Here is a 15,123-nt window from a genome sequence, read left to right as displayed (position 1 = left end):
TATAATATAGCTGTAGCCTGCAAAAAAAGGTAGGGATGAACATGGATGACCGGATTATTTCCGCGAACCTGATGATGGAGGACCAAAATGTTGAGTTGAGTCTCCGTCCCAGGTATCTGAATGAATATATCGGGCAGAATCAGGTGAAGGAAAATTTAAAGATATATATTGAAGCTGCCAAATTTCGTAATGAGGCATTGGATCACGTTTTGTTATATGGACCACCTGGACTTGGTAAAACAACACTTGCCAATATTATTGCCAACGAATTGGGCGTTAATTTACGAACTACGTCAGGCCCTGCCATTGAACGCCCGGGTGATCTTGCAGCATTGTTAACCAATCTGCAGGAAGGCGATGTCCTGTTTATTGATGAGATTCATCGTTTGCATCGTACGGTTGAAGAAGTCATGTACCCTGCTATGGAAGATTCGGCATTGGATATTATGATTGGTAAAGGTCCAAGTGCACGTTCCGTTCGGCTGGATCTGCCACCATTCACTCTGATTGGGGCTACAACGCGTGCTGGCTTGCTGTCTGCTCCACTTCGAGATCGATTTGGTGTTATCAGTCGATTGGAATTCTATACGGTTGATGAGCTGGCTTATATCGTCTCACGCTCTACCGAAATTTTGGGTGTGGAGATTGTGGGAGATGCTGCGCAAGAGATTGCATTGCGCTCACGTGGGACACCGAGGATCGCGAACCGTTTGTTAAAACGAGTACGCGACTTTGCACAGGTGCGTGGTGATGGGATTATAACGCAGACACTGGCGGAAGAAGCGCTGCAACGTCTCCAGATTGATCCGCGTGGCCTGGATGACATTGACCATAAGATGCTCAAATCGATGATCAACAGCTTCCGGGGAGGTCCCGTAGGATTGGATACAATTGCTGCTACAATCGGTGAAGAAAGTCAGACGATCGAGGATGTCTATGAACCGTATCTGCTTCAGATTGGTATGATTCAGCGTACACCAAGGGGCAGGATCGTAACAGATCTCGCCTATCATCATTTGGGTCTTCCTGTTCCACCAAGAGATGGGAAATAATCGAATCTGTTGAACATGCTCATTTGAACGTTCACCATAAACCTTGAAATAATCACGTGTTAACCCGATATAAAATGAAAGAAATGCATGGAGAGGAGTCTGATTGTGGGAAAAGCAATACGAACGAAGAAGTGGAGTCGTCGATTGAAGGTACTGGCGGCAGCTCTTTTGACAGTGGGTTGTTTGCAAGTGCCTGCGTATGCAGCAGCAAATGATGGACAGACGATCCGGGTAGCCATGTTTGCGAATCTGGGCAGTACGTATAAATCAACTACACCACTCATCACGCTTGAATCGACAGGACAATGGAGCATCCAATCGGAGAGCGGCGCAAATGTAAACCTTCCGGCAGGACAAGTCCGTTTCAGTGCAGATGGATTCCGAGTAAAGGTGTTGGAAACAGCGGACTTTAAGGCAGCATCTGCAGCAGCAAAATTGTTGCAGGCAACCGCAGATAAACCGTTGCTGTTCACAACGTCTGTGAATGGAAATGCCATTTACCAGCTCTACACAGGCAACTATGCAACGGAGGCACTGGCAGGACAAGCTGTTACACGAGTACAAAAGGTAGCAGCAGCTCAATTGGCTGGTCAAAAGCCAGCTGTAACGGGAAGTAAACGCCTGTCTGCTGGAACCTATGGTTCGATTCAGGAAGCAGAGGCAGCACAAGCCATCCTTTTATCAACAGGAGTTAGTAGTGTCTATCCAGTCCTTCAACTGAGTGGTGGAAGCCAAGCATACGCGGTATGGGTGGGTGAAGCTTCAACGGATGCGGAATTAACCGCATTGAAGAACAGTGTGGAAGCCAAAGCTCCGGGGGTAAGCCTTTCACCTGTCAACACTAATGCAGGGCTCATCATCCGCCAGGATGCAGGATTAAGTACGGATGCACTCAAAACAGCTCCGCATTACACCATTGCAGGTACTGAATCCAAAGCATTGGTACAAGGGAATGGCAATGGGATCAAAGTAGTGGAACGTTCCCAGCGAACGTATCGTGGAGATATGGAAATCAGCATCGTAAGTGGTGATCTGGCGTTGGTCAACGTCGTTCCACTGGAGCAATACCTGTACTCTGTCGTAGGGGCAGAGGTGTATTCCTCCTGGCCTGCTGAAGCTCTGAAAGTTCAAGCCGTAGCTGCTCGATCCTACGCGCTTCAACAGGGTGAACGTTTCAAAATTGCGAATGTCGTGGATACAACGCTCAGCCAAGCCTACAACGGGATTGGTTCGGAGAACGATAAAGTAACCAGTGCAGTGGATGCAACTGCTGGAGAAGTGGTCAAGAGCGGTGGGAAAATCATCGAAGCTGTATTCTCCTCTAATGCTGGCGGCCAGACGGCTCATCCTTCTGAGGTATGGAACGGCGGAGCAGGTGTGTTCACCAATGTGGTTAGTTCAGGAGATACATCAGCCCAGGCAGGATTACATACGTGGTACCATGTGCTACTGGGTACAGGCGTTAGCGGGTACATTCGTGAGGACAACATCAAAGAATTAACGACCAAGACCAATGCAGGACTGGCAAAAGTGACGGTAACGGCTCAGAATACCAATGTGCGTGCCGTTCCGTTAGTTCAATCCACCGTTGAACCTGTAGCCAAAATGAATCCAGGCAACGAAGCTGTTGTGTTGGCAAAAGTGGCTCAATCCAACGATTATGCTTGGGTGAGAGGACCTTTCACGTCTGCCCAGTTGGTTAAATCCCTTCAGGGTAAAACAACAGCGTCTGCTCCTGCTTCAATCTCAACCTTGGAAGTGACCAAGCGTGGACCTTCCGGAAGAGTACTTGAAGTCACTGCCAATGGACAGGCTATGACGGTGAAATATGCCGATACATACCGCTCTGCGCTCGGTGGATTACCGAGTACTTTATTTGATATTGCAGGGACCGGAAGTTATACTGTATTAGGCGCTGACGGCAAAACAGCCAGTAAAACCGGCTCAAATGGTGCCTCTGTATTGTCTTCTTCTGGCGCAGGAACATCATCCGGTAATGCACTTGTGGTTATGAGTGGTGATGGTCAAGCGAGAGCGGTAACGCAGGGTCAGACCTTCATGTTCATCGGTCAGGGCAATGGCCACGGATTGGGCTTGTCCCAATGGGGAGCCAAAGGCATGGCAGATGAAGGGTATGATTACCAGGCAATATTGAAACACTATTATCAAAATGCGACTATTGTTAAGGAATGAAACTAAATGAATGTGAACTTATATGATTTTGAATTACCAGAGCAATTGATAGCACAGACGCCGTTACTTGATCGCACGGCATCCCGTTTGCTTACCTTGAACAAAGATAGTGGTGAGATTAATCATCAAACGTTTCCTGATATTATCGATTTTCTGAATCCCGGTGATACATTGATTCTGAATGATACACGTGTTCTACCAGCCCGTCTGTTCGGTACAAAAGAAGATACCGGAGCAAAAGCGGAAGTGTTATTGCTCAAAAATGTGGAAGGCGACAAGTGGGAAGCACTGGTTAAGCCGGGTAAAAAGCTGAAAGCCGGTTCGGTCATCGTATTTGGTGATGAATTGAAGGCAATCATTGAAGAAGAGGGCGAGATGGGGGCACGTACACTTACGTTTACGTATGATGGAATCTTTCAAGAGATTCTGGATCGTCTTGGTGAGATGCCGTTGCCACCTTATATCAAGGAGACATTGGATGACCGCGAACGGTATCAGACCGTGTATGCCAAGCATGAAGGATCGGCGGCTGCACCTACAGCGGGACTGCACTTTACGGATGAATTGTTGGATCAGATTCGTGCCAAAGGTGTTAATGTCGCCTTCATTACGCTTCACGTAGGACTGGGAACGTTCAGACCAATGTCGGTTGACGTTGTTGAAGATCATGTTATGCATGAGGAGTATTACTCCTTGTCACAAGAAACAGCAGACCTGATTAACCAGACCAAAGCGAATGGACACCGTGTTTTTGCGGTTGGGACAACGAGCTGCCGAACTTTGGAAACGGTAGGCAGCAAATTTGAAAATGGAATACTGCAAGCGAGCAGCGGATGGACCAGCATTTTCATCTACCCAGGCTATTCCTTCAAAGTGATCGATGGGATGCTTACGAATTTTCATCTCCCGAAATCCACGTTGGTTATGTTGGTTAGTGCACTAGCAGGCAGGGAACATATTATGCAGGCATATGAGGAAGCCATCCAAGAGAAATACCGGTTCTTCAGCTTCGGCGATGCCATGTTGATATATTAGTATAACGATTAACTTTTAGAGGATGATTAAAACCAATGGCAGCAATTACGTATGAACATATCAAAACTTGCAAACAATCCGGTGCACGTCTGGGACGTGTACATACACCTCACGGTATTATTGAGACACCAACCTTTATGCCTGTAGGTACACAGGCGACTGTCAAAACAATGAGCCCTGAAGAGTTGAAAGAAATGGATGCTCAGATTATTTTGAGTAATACCTATCACCTGTTTCTGAGACCAGGACATGAAATCATCCGTGAAGCTGGCGGATTGCACAAATTCATGAACTGGGATCGTCCAATTTTGACAGACAGCGGCGGATTCCAAGTGTTTTCTCTCAGCGAGATGCGCAAGATTACGGAAGAAGGCGTTAACTTCCGTTCTCATCTGAATGGAGACAAAAAGTTCCTTTCTCCTGAAGTGGCGATGGAAATCCAGAATGCACTTGGCTCCGATATTATGATGGCGTTTGACGAATGTCCACCTTATCCGGCTGAATATGAATATGTAAAAAAATCACTCGAAAGAACAAGCCGCTGGGCAGAACGTTGTCTCGAAAGTCACGCTCGTCCGCATGACCAAGGTCTGTTTGCCATCGTACAGGGAGGCATGCATGAAGATCTTCGCCGTCAGAGCGCCGCAGATTTGACTTCCATGGATTTCCCGGGGTATGCTATTGGTGGACTGAGTGTTGGAGAACCGAAACATTTGATGTATGGTGTATTGGATTATACGTTACCTTTGTTGCCATCCAATAAACCACGTTATTTGATGGGGGTAGGTTCGCCCGATGCGTTGATTGAGGGATCAATTCGTGGAGTGGACATGTTCGACTGTGTTCTGCCAACTCGGATTGCCCGTAACGGAACAACGATGACCAGCCAAGGACGTCTGGTAGTTCGCAATGCCAAGTTTGCAACTGATTTTGGGCCACTTGACCCTGAATGTGATTGCTACACTTGTCGCAACTATTCCAGAGCTTATCTGCGTCATTTGATCAAAGCAGATGAAACATTTGGCCTGCGTTTGACAACGATCCATAATCTTCATTTCTTGCAGAATCTGATGCGTAATGTACGTAAAGCCATTATGGAAGATCGTTTGCTTGATTTCCGGGATGAATTTTTCGATCAATATGGTCTTCATGACAATGACAAAGGTTTCTGATTGAGGTTTTGAGGGAACCGGCGTAACAAGCAATATCTGTATGTATAGTCGATAAGGGGGAGTTTGAATGTTTCAAGGAATGCCTCTAGCAGGAGCGCAAGGCGGTGGGATCGTATCTTTGATTGTACCTTTAGTACTCATGGTTGCGATTTTCTACTTCTTAATGATTCGTCCACAGAACAAAAAGCAAAAGCAACGGAATTCCATGCTAAGCCAATTGAAAAAGGGCGATAAAATTGTAACGATTGGTGGCCTTCACGGTACGATAGCTGAGATTACGGACGATGTGGTTGTATTGCGTGTAAACGATGTAACTAAGCTTACATTTGACCGTAATGCAATCAGCACGGCTGTAGCTCGTGATACGGCTGTTGAATAGTTACTGTAACATAGAATAACGAGGGTGCGTTTGTGGCGTATTCCCTAGTAGAGAACCGGATCTCCTTGGAGACCCGGTTCTCTTTTTTGATTTATGAGGGAAGGTCGATGTTCTTTACCAGTCAGTTAGGAGCGATGCGTATTAACACCGAACATGCCACCGAGAGCTGAAATGAAGAACGCGCTAAGCAGTTGTAAACTATCCTTCCAATTAAACGAAGCATCCAGCGCGAGAAATCCGATCAACAGCACAAGCAGTCCATATACGATTCCGGTAATCCCTCCGTAGTACCATCCTTTTTCACCAGAACGTTTGCCTGCGACAAAACCACCAACCAATAATGACAAGCCATGAACAACATAGGTATACAATGAGAGGTCCTGTTCCCGCATTCCGCTCATCCAGAGAAACAAGGAGAGAATAAATGCCCCGATAAACATCCATACAAAAGCCTGACAGAGGCCTGACAGAATCGGATTGGACACTCGAAACGAAACCAAGCGGCGGATCAATTGCATGAAGCAACCCCCTTGTACAAGTTATAAGTTAATACAGTGTATGGTCAAGCCTTCGGACTTATGAACTGTTTTCCATTAAATGAACGGATTATTTCTGCATGAGCATGTAAGGTTCAGGTCAAAATAGGGATTGCACTACCCAGCTAACTGTTAAAAACTCAGTTTCGAAGGAGGACCCCTGTTGTGAACTTCCCAGATGTCGGATCACATATCTTTCGAACCATTCTCATGTACTTTCTGGTGTACTGTGCAATGAGGGTTATGGGTAAACGTGAGATTGGTAAGCTATCCATGTTTGATCTTGTTGTCTCCATTATGCTTGCTGAAATGGCTGCTTTTGTCATTGAAGATATTGATAAACCGCTCTCTCACGGGATTGCCCCCATGCTTACCTTGATCATTGTACAGATCGGAATGGCGTTTATAGGTCTTAAAAGTCGGCGTCTTCGCCTGATAATTGATGGGAAACCTACTGTTTTGATCTCCAAAGGCGTTCTTCACCGGGATGAGATGCGGAAGCAACGATATAATCTGGATGATCTATTACAACAGCTCCGTGAACAGAATGTAGACAGTATCGGTGAGGTTGATTTCGCTATTTTGGAGACCACAGGCAAGCTGACCGTTTTTCCCAAGGATGAGAATACTTCTAACGGCAGCAGTTCTTGCGGCTCTGATTCAGAAGGGGCTTCTTCCGGTAAATCCAAAACAGAGAAAAATCAGATTGACGGATTTCCAAATATCAAATATGAAGGTCTGCCACTACCCTTGATTATGGACGGAAAGGTCCAGGATCAGAATCTGGAGATCATCCAGAAAACGAGATTTTGGCTGAAAAATCAAATTCAACATAACGGAATTATGGATTTCAAGGATGTATTTATATGCTCCATTGACCACAATGGGAAGATATATGTCAGTCCAAAAGATGATAAAAAATGAAAATCATTTGCCTGAGCGGCGCTTGAACCATGAACCAATCAAAGGAGCACGGGACAGATCATGAAAGTCAATCATTTTGGTCCAGCCCATGACGATGAAATACACGATAAGCCCGACAAAAGGAGCGAGAAGCATCCTCACCCAAAAAGGCAATATCATGGCAGTCTCTTCGTATACGAGTAGGGTCGCTGCTCCCATGATAAACATTCCTGCACCCGTCTTGACCCAATCCATCATTTTGAAGCGGAACTGTAGCAGGCTACGTACACTTTGGGCATGTAACAGGGTAACTACCGTAGAATTCACACAGATAGCGATGACTGCACCGAAGATGCCATATTCAGGCCGGGAAGCAAGCGTTAAAATCAACGTGATTTTGATAACAGCACCGATAAACGTATTCAGCAATGCTTTACCCGGACGGTCAAGAGCTTGTAGTGCAGCTTGAAGAGGAGCTTGAATATAAATGAACAAAGCAAAGGGAGCCATTAGCTTCAGCATGCTTCCGATCGATGCATCATTATACAGAACAAGACACATCGGTTCGGCAAGCACATACATAAACACGGAAAACGGAGCACCTGTCACAAGTGCCAAGCGTAATGCCTGATGCATTCTTTTGTGAATCAGTGCGCGATCTCCCTGAGCAGAAGCTTCGGACAGTGAAGGCACAAGTGATGTCGCGAGCGATGAGGTTAGTGCCCCCGGCAACAGCAGCAAAGGAATAATCATACCTTGTAATGCACCATATTGTGCTGTAGCGAGCCCTTTGGATATGCCTGCCAGAGCCAGACTCTGGGCAGTAACGATGGTTTCGGCCAGATAGGATAAGGAGCCAACCAATCGGCCTGCTGTAACAGGAATAGAGATTGCAAGCAAACGCCGGATTAATCCCGGCTGTGGAGTACCTGTTTCTTTCAGAACTGAATGTATTGGGTTTAAAGGTTTGGCTGTGAGATTGGACATGTTCTGTTGGTTAGCGAGCGGTAACTCTTTCTTCTGCCTGTTATACTTCCACAAGAGTACAAGCATACCGCCGAATTCTCCAACAAGCGCTCCCAGCATGGCACCAGCAGCAGCTTGGGCAATACCGTGGGGGAGGAGAAGCCAAGCAAACCAGATGACACAGACAATGCGAATGATGGTTTCAACAATGGATGAAATGGCAGTAGGCATCATATTTTGCTTGCCTTGGAAGTACCCTCTGTAGACGGCAGATACGGCGATAATGGCAATCATGGGGCTCATACTAACAAACGTATGGTATACCCGCTCATCTGTGAGCACGTACTTGGTAACCCAGGGTGCAAATAGGATGCATAAAAACATGAATACTACACCCAAGGTCAACGTAAAGCTTAAGCTTACTTGCAGGATTCGCTGGGGGGAATAACGATTGGCACCGGTATCAGCTTCGGCTACGAGCTTGGCTACGGCGAGCGGAATACCACCCGTAATTAATGTCACCAGTACGATAAAAAAGGGATAGCTCAATTGGTAGATGCCAACACCTTCTGCACCGATGACTCGTGGCAGCGCAATGCGCGGGATGAAACCAAGTATTCGATTAATTATGCCTGCCGCGAGCAGGATCATGGCCCCCTGGATAAATGTCTGTTTCTTCAAGACTACCCCTCTTTCCCGGTTGAAAGTACAGGCTATCAACATAAACGGGACAAAGCCGTTGTTCTTCATCCTATGCTAGTCCTTTATCTTCTCATGACAACTTGGACACGATTAACAAAAAGAACCATATTCAGCAAGAAGGAATATGATCAGGCGAAGTCGAATCATGTAATATTGATGCCGCATAAAGGCTTGGATGTACGAAGGGAGGCTCCCCGTTGGAAGAAATGAATGATGTGGAGTTGGAACAGTCAATAGAGATGCTCTGCCGTAGCAAAGCGGAGGAATTAAGGCTTGTCGGTTACGAATATGTCACCAGCAAAGATGTCTGGAATTGCGTCAGTCATAAATATGAAAAACAGGGCATTCCACCGCTTCACCAGCTGGTGAACGACATTTTGTCACTGAAAGCAACAAGCTTTATGAACTTTATGACCGTGTCTGCATACCGGGGGTCCTCTTTCTAGACGAAAGGGATCTTTTTTGTTGAAAATTGACTGCTTTTTACGGCATCGCTATAATAGGAATATTGAGAACGAAAGGGGATCTAGGAACGGCATGAAAAGAATTATCAGTTTCATTCTGGTCGTGCTTGTCACCACAGGGGTAATGGTGGGAACAAGCCCGGAACTGCTCAAAAATATACGCTTGGGCCTTGATTTAAAGGGAGGCTACGAGATCTTATATGAAGCAGAGCCGCTCGAAGCAGGTCAACAAGTCACCAAAGCATCTTTGGTGCAAACGGCCAAAAGTCTTGAAAGCCGCGCCAATGCGCTCGGAACAAGCGAACCGGAGGTAACCACTGAAGGAAGCAACCGGATTCGATTGAAGTTGGCAGGGGTAACGGATGAGGCTGAAGTTAGAGCCAAAATGAAAGAACCGGCTGTTTTGACCTTCCGTAGTAAAGCTGAGAACGACAAGGAAGGCGAATACACCAAAATTGAGCTTCGCGGAAATGAATTTGTTGAGAATGCAGCCAAAGTTGTGTTCACTCAATTGAATGAGCCGATGATTGACATTCAAGTGAAAGACAAAGCTAAATTTTCCGAGATTACCAAACGTTTGATCGGACAACCTCTTGCGATTTATTTGGACGATGAGCTACTCTCTGCTCCAACCGTTAGACAACAGTTGACAGATGGTTCCGCTCAGATTTCGGGTGCTTACACACGTGACGAAGCAAACCAGCTTCGTGACACCATTAACCTGGGTGCATTGCCACTGAAACTTACAGAGAAGTATTCACAAAGTGTTGGTGCAACACTTGGTAAGCTTTCTCTGGATCAGACCATTAAAGCAGGATTGATTGGTTCCGTTATTATTCTTGTGTTCATGATTGGGCTTTATCGCATTCCTGGTATTATTGCGAGTTTTGCCTTGATTACACATACGTGGCTGGTACTTGCGATCTTCTATATGGGAGAATTTGTACTTACCCTTCCAGGTATTGCGGCGTTTATCCTGGGTATAGGGATGGCGGTCGATGCCAATATCATCACGTACGAACGGATTAAAGAAGAGATGCGAAGTGGTAAGTCGATTTTGTCATCGGTTAAAGCGGGGAGCAAACATTCCTTCCGTACAATCATTGACTCCAATGTCACTACCATTATTGCGGCCGCTGTTATGTTCTTCCTGGGTACAGGTGCGGTTAAAGGTTTTGCACTCGTGCTGATCTTTGATATTGTCACCAGTATCATCACGAATATTTTCTTCTCCCGCTTCCTGTTGACCCTGCTCGTACGGGCTAACGTGTTGAAGAAGCCTAAGTACTTCGGAGTGAAGGAGAGTGAAATTCGTGCGCTTTAATTGGAATTTTGATTATGTTAAAGGTAGTAAGATTGCCTATATCTTCTCGATTATTCTTACGATTACGGGGATTATCAGCATTCTGGCTTTGGGTTTGAATTATGCGGTTGATTTCCGTGCTGGATCGAATGTGGATATTTCGGTATCCAAAGCAATCACAGCGGAGCAGATTAAACCTATCGTTAAGGACATCGGTGTTGATGAGGGTGATGTTACCATTACACCGGGGGCTGACCGTGTAAATGTTCGTTTCTCCAATGAACTGGATGAGACCCAAGAGAGCAAATTTAAACAGGAATTTAGCAAACTGGATGCATCGGCTTCCTATGAAGTAAATACCGTTGATCCAGAGATGGCCAAAGAATTGGAGCGCAACGCGATCTACGCGGTACTCATTGCAAGTATCGGGATCATGATCTATGTTGCGATCCGGTTTGAGTGGCGCTTTGGTTTGGCTGCGGTTATCGCACTCTTCCATGATGCATTTGTTGTAATAAGTGTGTTCTCCATCTTCCGTTTGGAAGTCGATTTGACCTTTATTACTGCAGTATTGACTATTGTCGGGTTCTCGATCAACGATACGATTGTTATCTTTGACCGGATTCGTGAGAATCTGCGTTTTGCCAAAAAGACAACCAAAGCCGACTTGCGTGAGGTAGTCAATCGCAGTTTGGCTCAAACGATGACACGTTCCCTGAATACAACATTCACCGTGTTTGCAGCTTCAATCTGTTTGTTCATATTTGGTGGAGAATCCATTCGCATGTTCTCGCTTGCGATGGTTATCGGAACACTGTTTGGTGCATATTCTTCAATCTATATCGCCGCTCCACTATGGCTGATGCTCAAAGGTAAACAAGTGGATAAGCCAAAAACAGTAGCTAAAGAATCTAACTAAACATCTTATTGTGAAGCCGCGTCTGCCAGGCGCGGTTTTGCAACTTTATGTACAGAATTAAGGGGGAATATTCATGACCAGAGAACATATCCCATCTGTTCAGGCTGCCACATGGAGCGGTATTGCCGGTAATATGGGACTTGCGGTGATTAAAGCGGGAGTCGGTTATATGGCAAACAGCAAATCATTGCTCGCTGACGGCTTGTATTCTGCTTCTGAAGCTGGTTCTGCCCTGGCTGGTCTCTTTCCCTCCAAGTCTGTACGCGATAAGAGCAAGGCTCGCAGGGGACGGTATAAAGAACATTCAAGTGTTGCTAGACCCGGAATCTCAGTATTGTTATCTGTGCTGATTCTCATGGGTGGATTACAGCTTGCGATCTCCGGATTGGGTAGTCTCTCCGGAAGTGAACCGGAAGCACCCGGCAAGTCGGTACTTTTGGTGGCTGTTGCGGCTCTGGCTGTGAAAGAAGCGATTTTTCAATTTCAGTACAGATATTTCCGTAAACGAAACCAGTCTCAGGCGCTGGCCTATGCACAACAACATCGCCGTGCACTCTATTGCTCGCTCACCGTGTTAATCGGCATTATAGGATCGATGGCTGGTGAAGAGACGGGTTTGAGCATGCTGCTCTACCTGGACCCCACGGCTGCGTTGATTGCTTCCTGTTTTGTGCTTCACAAGGGTTACCGAATGATTGTGGACACAGTCTATGGTTCACTCGTTCAGGAACTGGAGCAGGAAGAAGCGTCAGATTTCAAAGAGACCGTACAGCGGGTATATGGCATCATTACCATTGAGCATTTGGTTGCACGTGAACAGGAACATGACGTTACGATTGAGCTGGTCATTAGTGTGAATCCGAGGATCTCGATACTGGAAGCACAGGAGATTGCAAATCGTGCCAAGACATTACTGCTCACCCGTTTCAGTCATGTGAAAGAAGTACAGATTCAAGCGATACCTTATGATCCAGGTTATCCCTATAAATCCAATCATGAACTGCCCGATCACGAAGCGACATTAATTCAGTAGTGAAGCGTGGGTCCAGTAGATCAGGAAAGGAGCGTTATCATTGCTTTATTCGCAATACCGGTGGAATACACCGAATATCGATTTGGAGGCGGCTGCGGGACTCTCGCAGGCGCTTTCCGTTTCACCCCTTGTTGGACGTTTGCTTGTGAGTCGAGGAGTGCACAATGAAAAGGAGGCCGAACGTTTTTTGCATCCTGACCTTAATCAGATGCATGATCCCTATCTGCTCCTCGGCATGAATGAAGCTGTGCCACGTATCAAGCTGGCATTGGAGCGGGAAGAACATATTTTGATCTACGGGGATTATGACGCTGATGGCGTATCCAGCACATCGCTCATGATCCATTTGATGCGTCATCTTGGGGCTTCGTACGATATATATATCCCTCATCGCTCGAATGAAGGGTATGGATTGCACAACCATGCATTGGATTGGGCGCATCAACAAGGCGTTTCATTGATTATTACCGTGGACACCGGAATCAGTGCTGTTGAACAGATTGCCTATGCGGCCACGCTGGGCATCGAAGTCATTGTGACAGATCACCACGAGCCGCCTGAAATTTTGCCCGAAGCCTTTACACTTATTAATCCGAAACTTCCAGGATGCCCGTATCCTTTTAAAGGTTTGGCAGGAGCGGGAGTAGCCTTGAAGCTCGCTCAGGCATTAATCGGGGAAGTGCCCGGTGAATGGATGGAGATTGCCGCCATCGGCACCGTTGCCGATCTGATGCCTTTGGAAGGGGAGAACCGGGTTATCGTTAGTTATGGAATAGAATCGATGCGTGGTTCACGTCTTCCCGGTGTAAGTGCATTGCTGGAAATCAGTGGGGTGGATCAGAGTCAGGTGACTTCAATTAATATTGCCTTTGCCATGGCCCCTCGTATTAATGCCAGTGGACGTTTGGATCATGCCGGGAGAGCGGTATCGCTTCTCACCACCGAGAATCTGGATGAAGCTCATACGCTTGCGGGCCAGCTTGATCTATTGAATCGGGAGCGGCAGCAAGTCGTAGAGGGCATATTACAAGAAGCAACTGCACAGTTGGAACAAAAGATACAGCTTCGTTCAGGATCCGTTCCAGATGTAATCGTATTGGCTGGTGAGGGCTGGAACGTTGGAGTGGTTGGTATTGTGGCTTCCAAATTGCTGGAGCGTTATTACCGACCTACACTTATCCTTGGGATCGATCCAGAGAGCGGTGTCTGCAAGGGCTCTGCGCGCTCCATTGAGGGCTTGGATATCTATCAGGCACTCACAGTCAATAAACACACTATGGACCATTACGGGGGACACCCTGCTGCAGCAGGTATGACCTTGCATCGGGAACAGTTGGAAGAACTTGAGGCTGGTTTGAATGAGTTTGCTGCATCTGTATTAACTGAAGAGGACTTTGTACCTCAACGTCTTGCGGATGATGAATGCAGAATCAGTGATGTTCCGCTGAAAGTGATCCAGGAGATCGACAGATTGCAGCCTTTTGGGATGAGCAATCCTTCGCCACGGTTTGTATTGAGAAGTGTGACTGTGAAGGAAACCAGAACGATGGGACGAGAGAAACGCCATCTGAAACTGGTTCTGGAACAGGATGGTCAGCAACTGGAAACCGTCGCTTTTGGTAAGGGAGCGTTAGCAGAGTTTCTTCTCCCAGGTTCCGTTATTGATGTGATGGGAGAACTGTCCATCAATGAATGGAATGGGATGAGAAAACCTCAATTGATGCTTCAGGACATTCATGTTCCTCAGGTCCAAGTGTTTGATTTGCGCGGTAATGCCGAGCCATTAAATGCGATGAAACATTTCTTGAGCTCACTTGAGGTGCATCTGCGATATAAATCTGGTTCTGTTGGTGCTATTGTTCGTAAAGAAACAGATGTTTCCGAGGGAAATTCATTGTATGAACCTTGCCTTTGGGTATATGATAGAAAGGTCGGGTTATTTCCGTGTAATGCTGCTGCACAGCATTATGGACAGGAACAAGTCCGGACGTTATTTGTGTTTGATACGCCGGAAACCCCGGAACAACTTAATGCCATGCTGGCTTTGTTCAGTGGAGCTGAGAATATCATCCTTCTGCACGGATCAGGCAACCGCCGAGATCGCCTTCAGATGCCTTCCAGAGAACTCTTTAAGCGTATTTATATGCAGGTGTTGAAATGGAAAGCTGAACCCGTGGAGGAACAAGAGATTACTCCTGTGCTCAGTCGTCAGTGTGGTTGTTCGCCGCGCATGATTACGATGATGTTGGATGTATTCGAAGAGTTATCCTTCATTACCCGTGATAACGGCAAAATTGCGTTTGTGGATAACCCGCCTAAGCGTGAACTAACCGCTTCACGTCACTATCAGGCGCTCGAAAATATGGCCGAAATAGAACAGGTGATGCTGGATGCAGCCACACCGCAACTGACACAATGGATGATATCCCGGATGAAGGGCGTATCTTAGATGGAAGTTTGTGTATT

The 15,123-nt window shown here is 46.5% G+C and carries 13 protein-coding genes; 11 read left to right on the top strand and 2 right to left on the bottom strand.

What is annotated here, in order from left to right; translation table 11 throughout:
• The first annotated feature begins 41 nt into the window (after positions 1 to 41).
• The 5 genes from ruvB (at position 42) to yajC (ending at position 5,831) form a co-directional block, all read left to right on the top strand.
• Positions 42 to 1,052 (top strand): Holliday junction branch migration DNA helicase RuvB, encoded by a 1,011-nt coding sequence (gene ruvB, locus MKY01_RS25130; protein ID WP_036616868.1) that lies wholly within the window; start codon positions 42 to 44, stop codon positions 1,050 to 1,052.
• 105 nt (positions 1,053 to 1,157) lie between these two features.
• Positions 1,158 to 3,245: a SpoIID/LytB domain-containing protein gene (locus MKY01_RS25125; RefSeq protein WP_315372447.1), complete on the top strand. Its 2,088-nt coding sequence runs from the start codon at positions 1,158 to 1,160 to the stop codon at positions 3,243 to 3,245.
• 6 nt (positions 3,246 to 3,251) lie between these two features.
• A complete protein-coding gene (gene queA / locus MKY01_RS25120) occupies positions 3,252 to 4,280 on the top strand; it encodes a tRNA preQ1(34) S-adenosylmethionine ribosyltransferase-isomerase QueA (protein WP_339284042.1) in 1,029 nt (342 codons plus the stop codon).
• 35 nt (positions 4,281 to 4,315) lie between these two features.
• The gene (gene tgt / locus MKY01_RS25115; protein ID WP_036616872.1) at positions 4,316 to 5,452 is read left to right on the top strand and encodes a tRNA guanosine(34) transglycosylase Tgt; all 1,137 of its coding nucleotides are present in this window, start codon (positions 4,316 to 4,318) and stop codon (positions 5,450 to 5,452) included.
• 67 nt (positions 5,453 to 5,519) lie between these two features.
• Positions 5,520 to 5,831 carry a preprotein translocase subunit YajC gene (gene yajC, locus MKY01_RS25110; RefSeq protein WP_036616875.1) on the top strand — a complete coding sequence of 104 codons (312 nt, stop codon included), beginning with the start codon at positions 5,520 to 5,522 and terminating at the stop codon, positions 5,829 to 5,831.
• Positions 5,832 to 5,956: 125 nt separating this feature from the next.
• On the opposite strand, the gene MKY01_RS25105 is transcribed toward yajC, so the two are convergent.
• A complete protein-coding gene (locus tag MKY01_RS25105; RefSeq protein WP_036616878.1) occupies positions 5,957 to 6,349 on the bottom strand; it encodes a TIGR04086 family membrane protein in 393 nt (130 codons plus the stop codon).
• Between the two features lie 183 nt (positions 6,350 to 6,532).
• Here MKY01_RS25105 and MKY01_RS25100 point away from each other — a divergent pair, with 183 nt between their 5' ends.
• Complete coding sequence (locus MKY01_RS25100) at positions 6,533 to 7,291, top strand: DUF421 domain-containing protein (protein ID WP_339284040.1); 759 nt, start codon at positions 6,533 to 6,535, stop codon at positions 7,289 to 7,291.
• Between the two features lie 3 nt (positions 7,292 to 7,294).
• Here the strand turns inward: MKY01_RS25100 and spoVB are convergent, their stop codons facing one another.
• A complete protein-coding gene (gene spoVB, locus MKY01_RS25095) occupies positions 7,295 to 8,917 on the bottom strand; it encodes a stage V sporulation protein B (RefSeq protein ID WP_339284038.1) in 1,623 nt (540 codons plus the stop codon).
• Between the two features lie 227 nt (positions 8,918 to 9,144).
• Here spoVB and MKY01_RS25090 point away from each other — a divergent pair, with 227 nt between their 5' ends.
• From MKY01_RS25090 to recJ, 5 genes are all read left to right on the top strand, one after another.
• Positions 9,145 to 9,384 (top strand): post-transcriptional regulator, encoded by a 240-nt coding sequence (locus MKY01_RS25090; RefSeq protein ID WP_036617497.1) that lies wholly within the window; start codon positions 9,145 to 9,147, stop codon positions 9,382 to 9,384.
• A 91-nt stretch (positions 9,385 to 9,475) separates the two neighbouring features.
• Positions 9,476 to 10,726 (top strand): protein translocase subunit SecD, encoded by a 1,251-nt coding sequence (secD, locus tag MKY01_RS25085; protein ID WP_076252966.1) that lies wholly within the window; start codon positions 9,476 to 9,478, stop codon positions 10,724 to 10,726.
• A complete protein-coding gene (gene secF, locus MKY01_RS25080; RefSeq protein ID WP_127551044.1) occupies positions 10,716 to 11,624 on the top strand; it encodes a protein translocase subunit SecF in 909 nt (302 codons plus the stop codon). Before secD ends, secF begins: the two co-directional genes overlap by 11 nt.
• Before the next feature lie 73 nt (positions 11,625 to 11,697).
• Positions 11,698 to 12,657 (top strand): cation diffusion facilitator family transporter, encoded by a 960-nt coding sequence (locus MKY01_RS25075; protein WP_339284036.1) that lies wholly within the window; start codon positions 11,698 to 11,700, stop codon positions 12,655 to 12,657.
• A gap of 40 nt (positions 12,658 to 12,697) precedes the next feature.
• Positions 12,698 to 15,106, top strand: a complete 2,409-nt coding sequence (gene recJ / locus MKY01_RS25070) for a single-stranded-DNA-specific exonuclease RecJ (RefSeq protein WP_036616889.1) — start codon at positions 12,698 to 12,700, stop codon at positions 15,104 to 15,106.
• The last annotated feature ends 17 nt before the right edge of the window (positions 15,107 to 15,123 follow it).

The sequence above is a fragment of the Paenibacillus sp. FSL R5-0486 genome, assembly GCF_037975155.1.
Taxonomy (GTDB): Bacteria; Bacillota; Bacilli; order Paenibacillales; family Paenibacillaceae; genus Paenibacillus; species Paenibacillus amylolyticus.
This window is presented reverse-complemented; position numbering and strand designations above follow the sequence as displayed.

What these genes read in the sequence shown, in the direction of transcription:
- ruvB (WP_036616868.1), top strand. Translation starts at nt 42, where the DNA reads ATGGATGACCGGATTATTTCCGCGAACCTGATGATGGAGGACCAAAAT.
- queA (WP_339284042.1), top strand. Translation starts at nt 3,252, where the DNA reads ATGAATGTGAACTTATATGATTTTGAATTACCAGAGCAATTGATAGCA.
- tgt (WP_036616872.1), top strand. Translation starts at nt 4,316, where the DNA reads ATGGCAGCAATTACGTATGAACATATCAAAACTTGCAAACAATCCGGT.
- yajC (WP_036616875.1), top strand. Translation starts at nt 5,520, where the DNA reads ATGTTTCAAGGAATGCCTCTAGCAGGAGCGCAAGGCGGTGGGATCGTA.
- MKY01_RS25105 (WP_036616878.1), bottom strand. Translation starts at nt 6,349, where the DNA reads ATGCAATTGATCCGCCGCTTGGTTTCGTTTCGAGTGTCCAATCCGATT.
- MKY01_RS25090 (WP_036617497.1), top strand. Translation starts at nt 9,145, where the DNA reads ATGAATGATGTGGAGTTGGAACAGTCAATAGAGATGCTCTGCCGTAGC.
- secD (WP_076252966.1), top strand. Translation starts at nt 9,476, where the DNA reads ATGAAAAGAATTATCAGTTTCATTCTGGTCGTGCTTGTCACCACAGGG.
- MKY01_RS25075 (WP_339284036.1), top strand. Translation starts at nt 11,698, where the DNA reads ATGACCAGAGAACATATCCCATCTGTTCAGGCTGCCACATGGAGCGGT.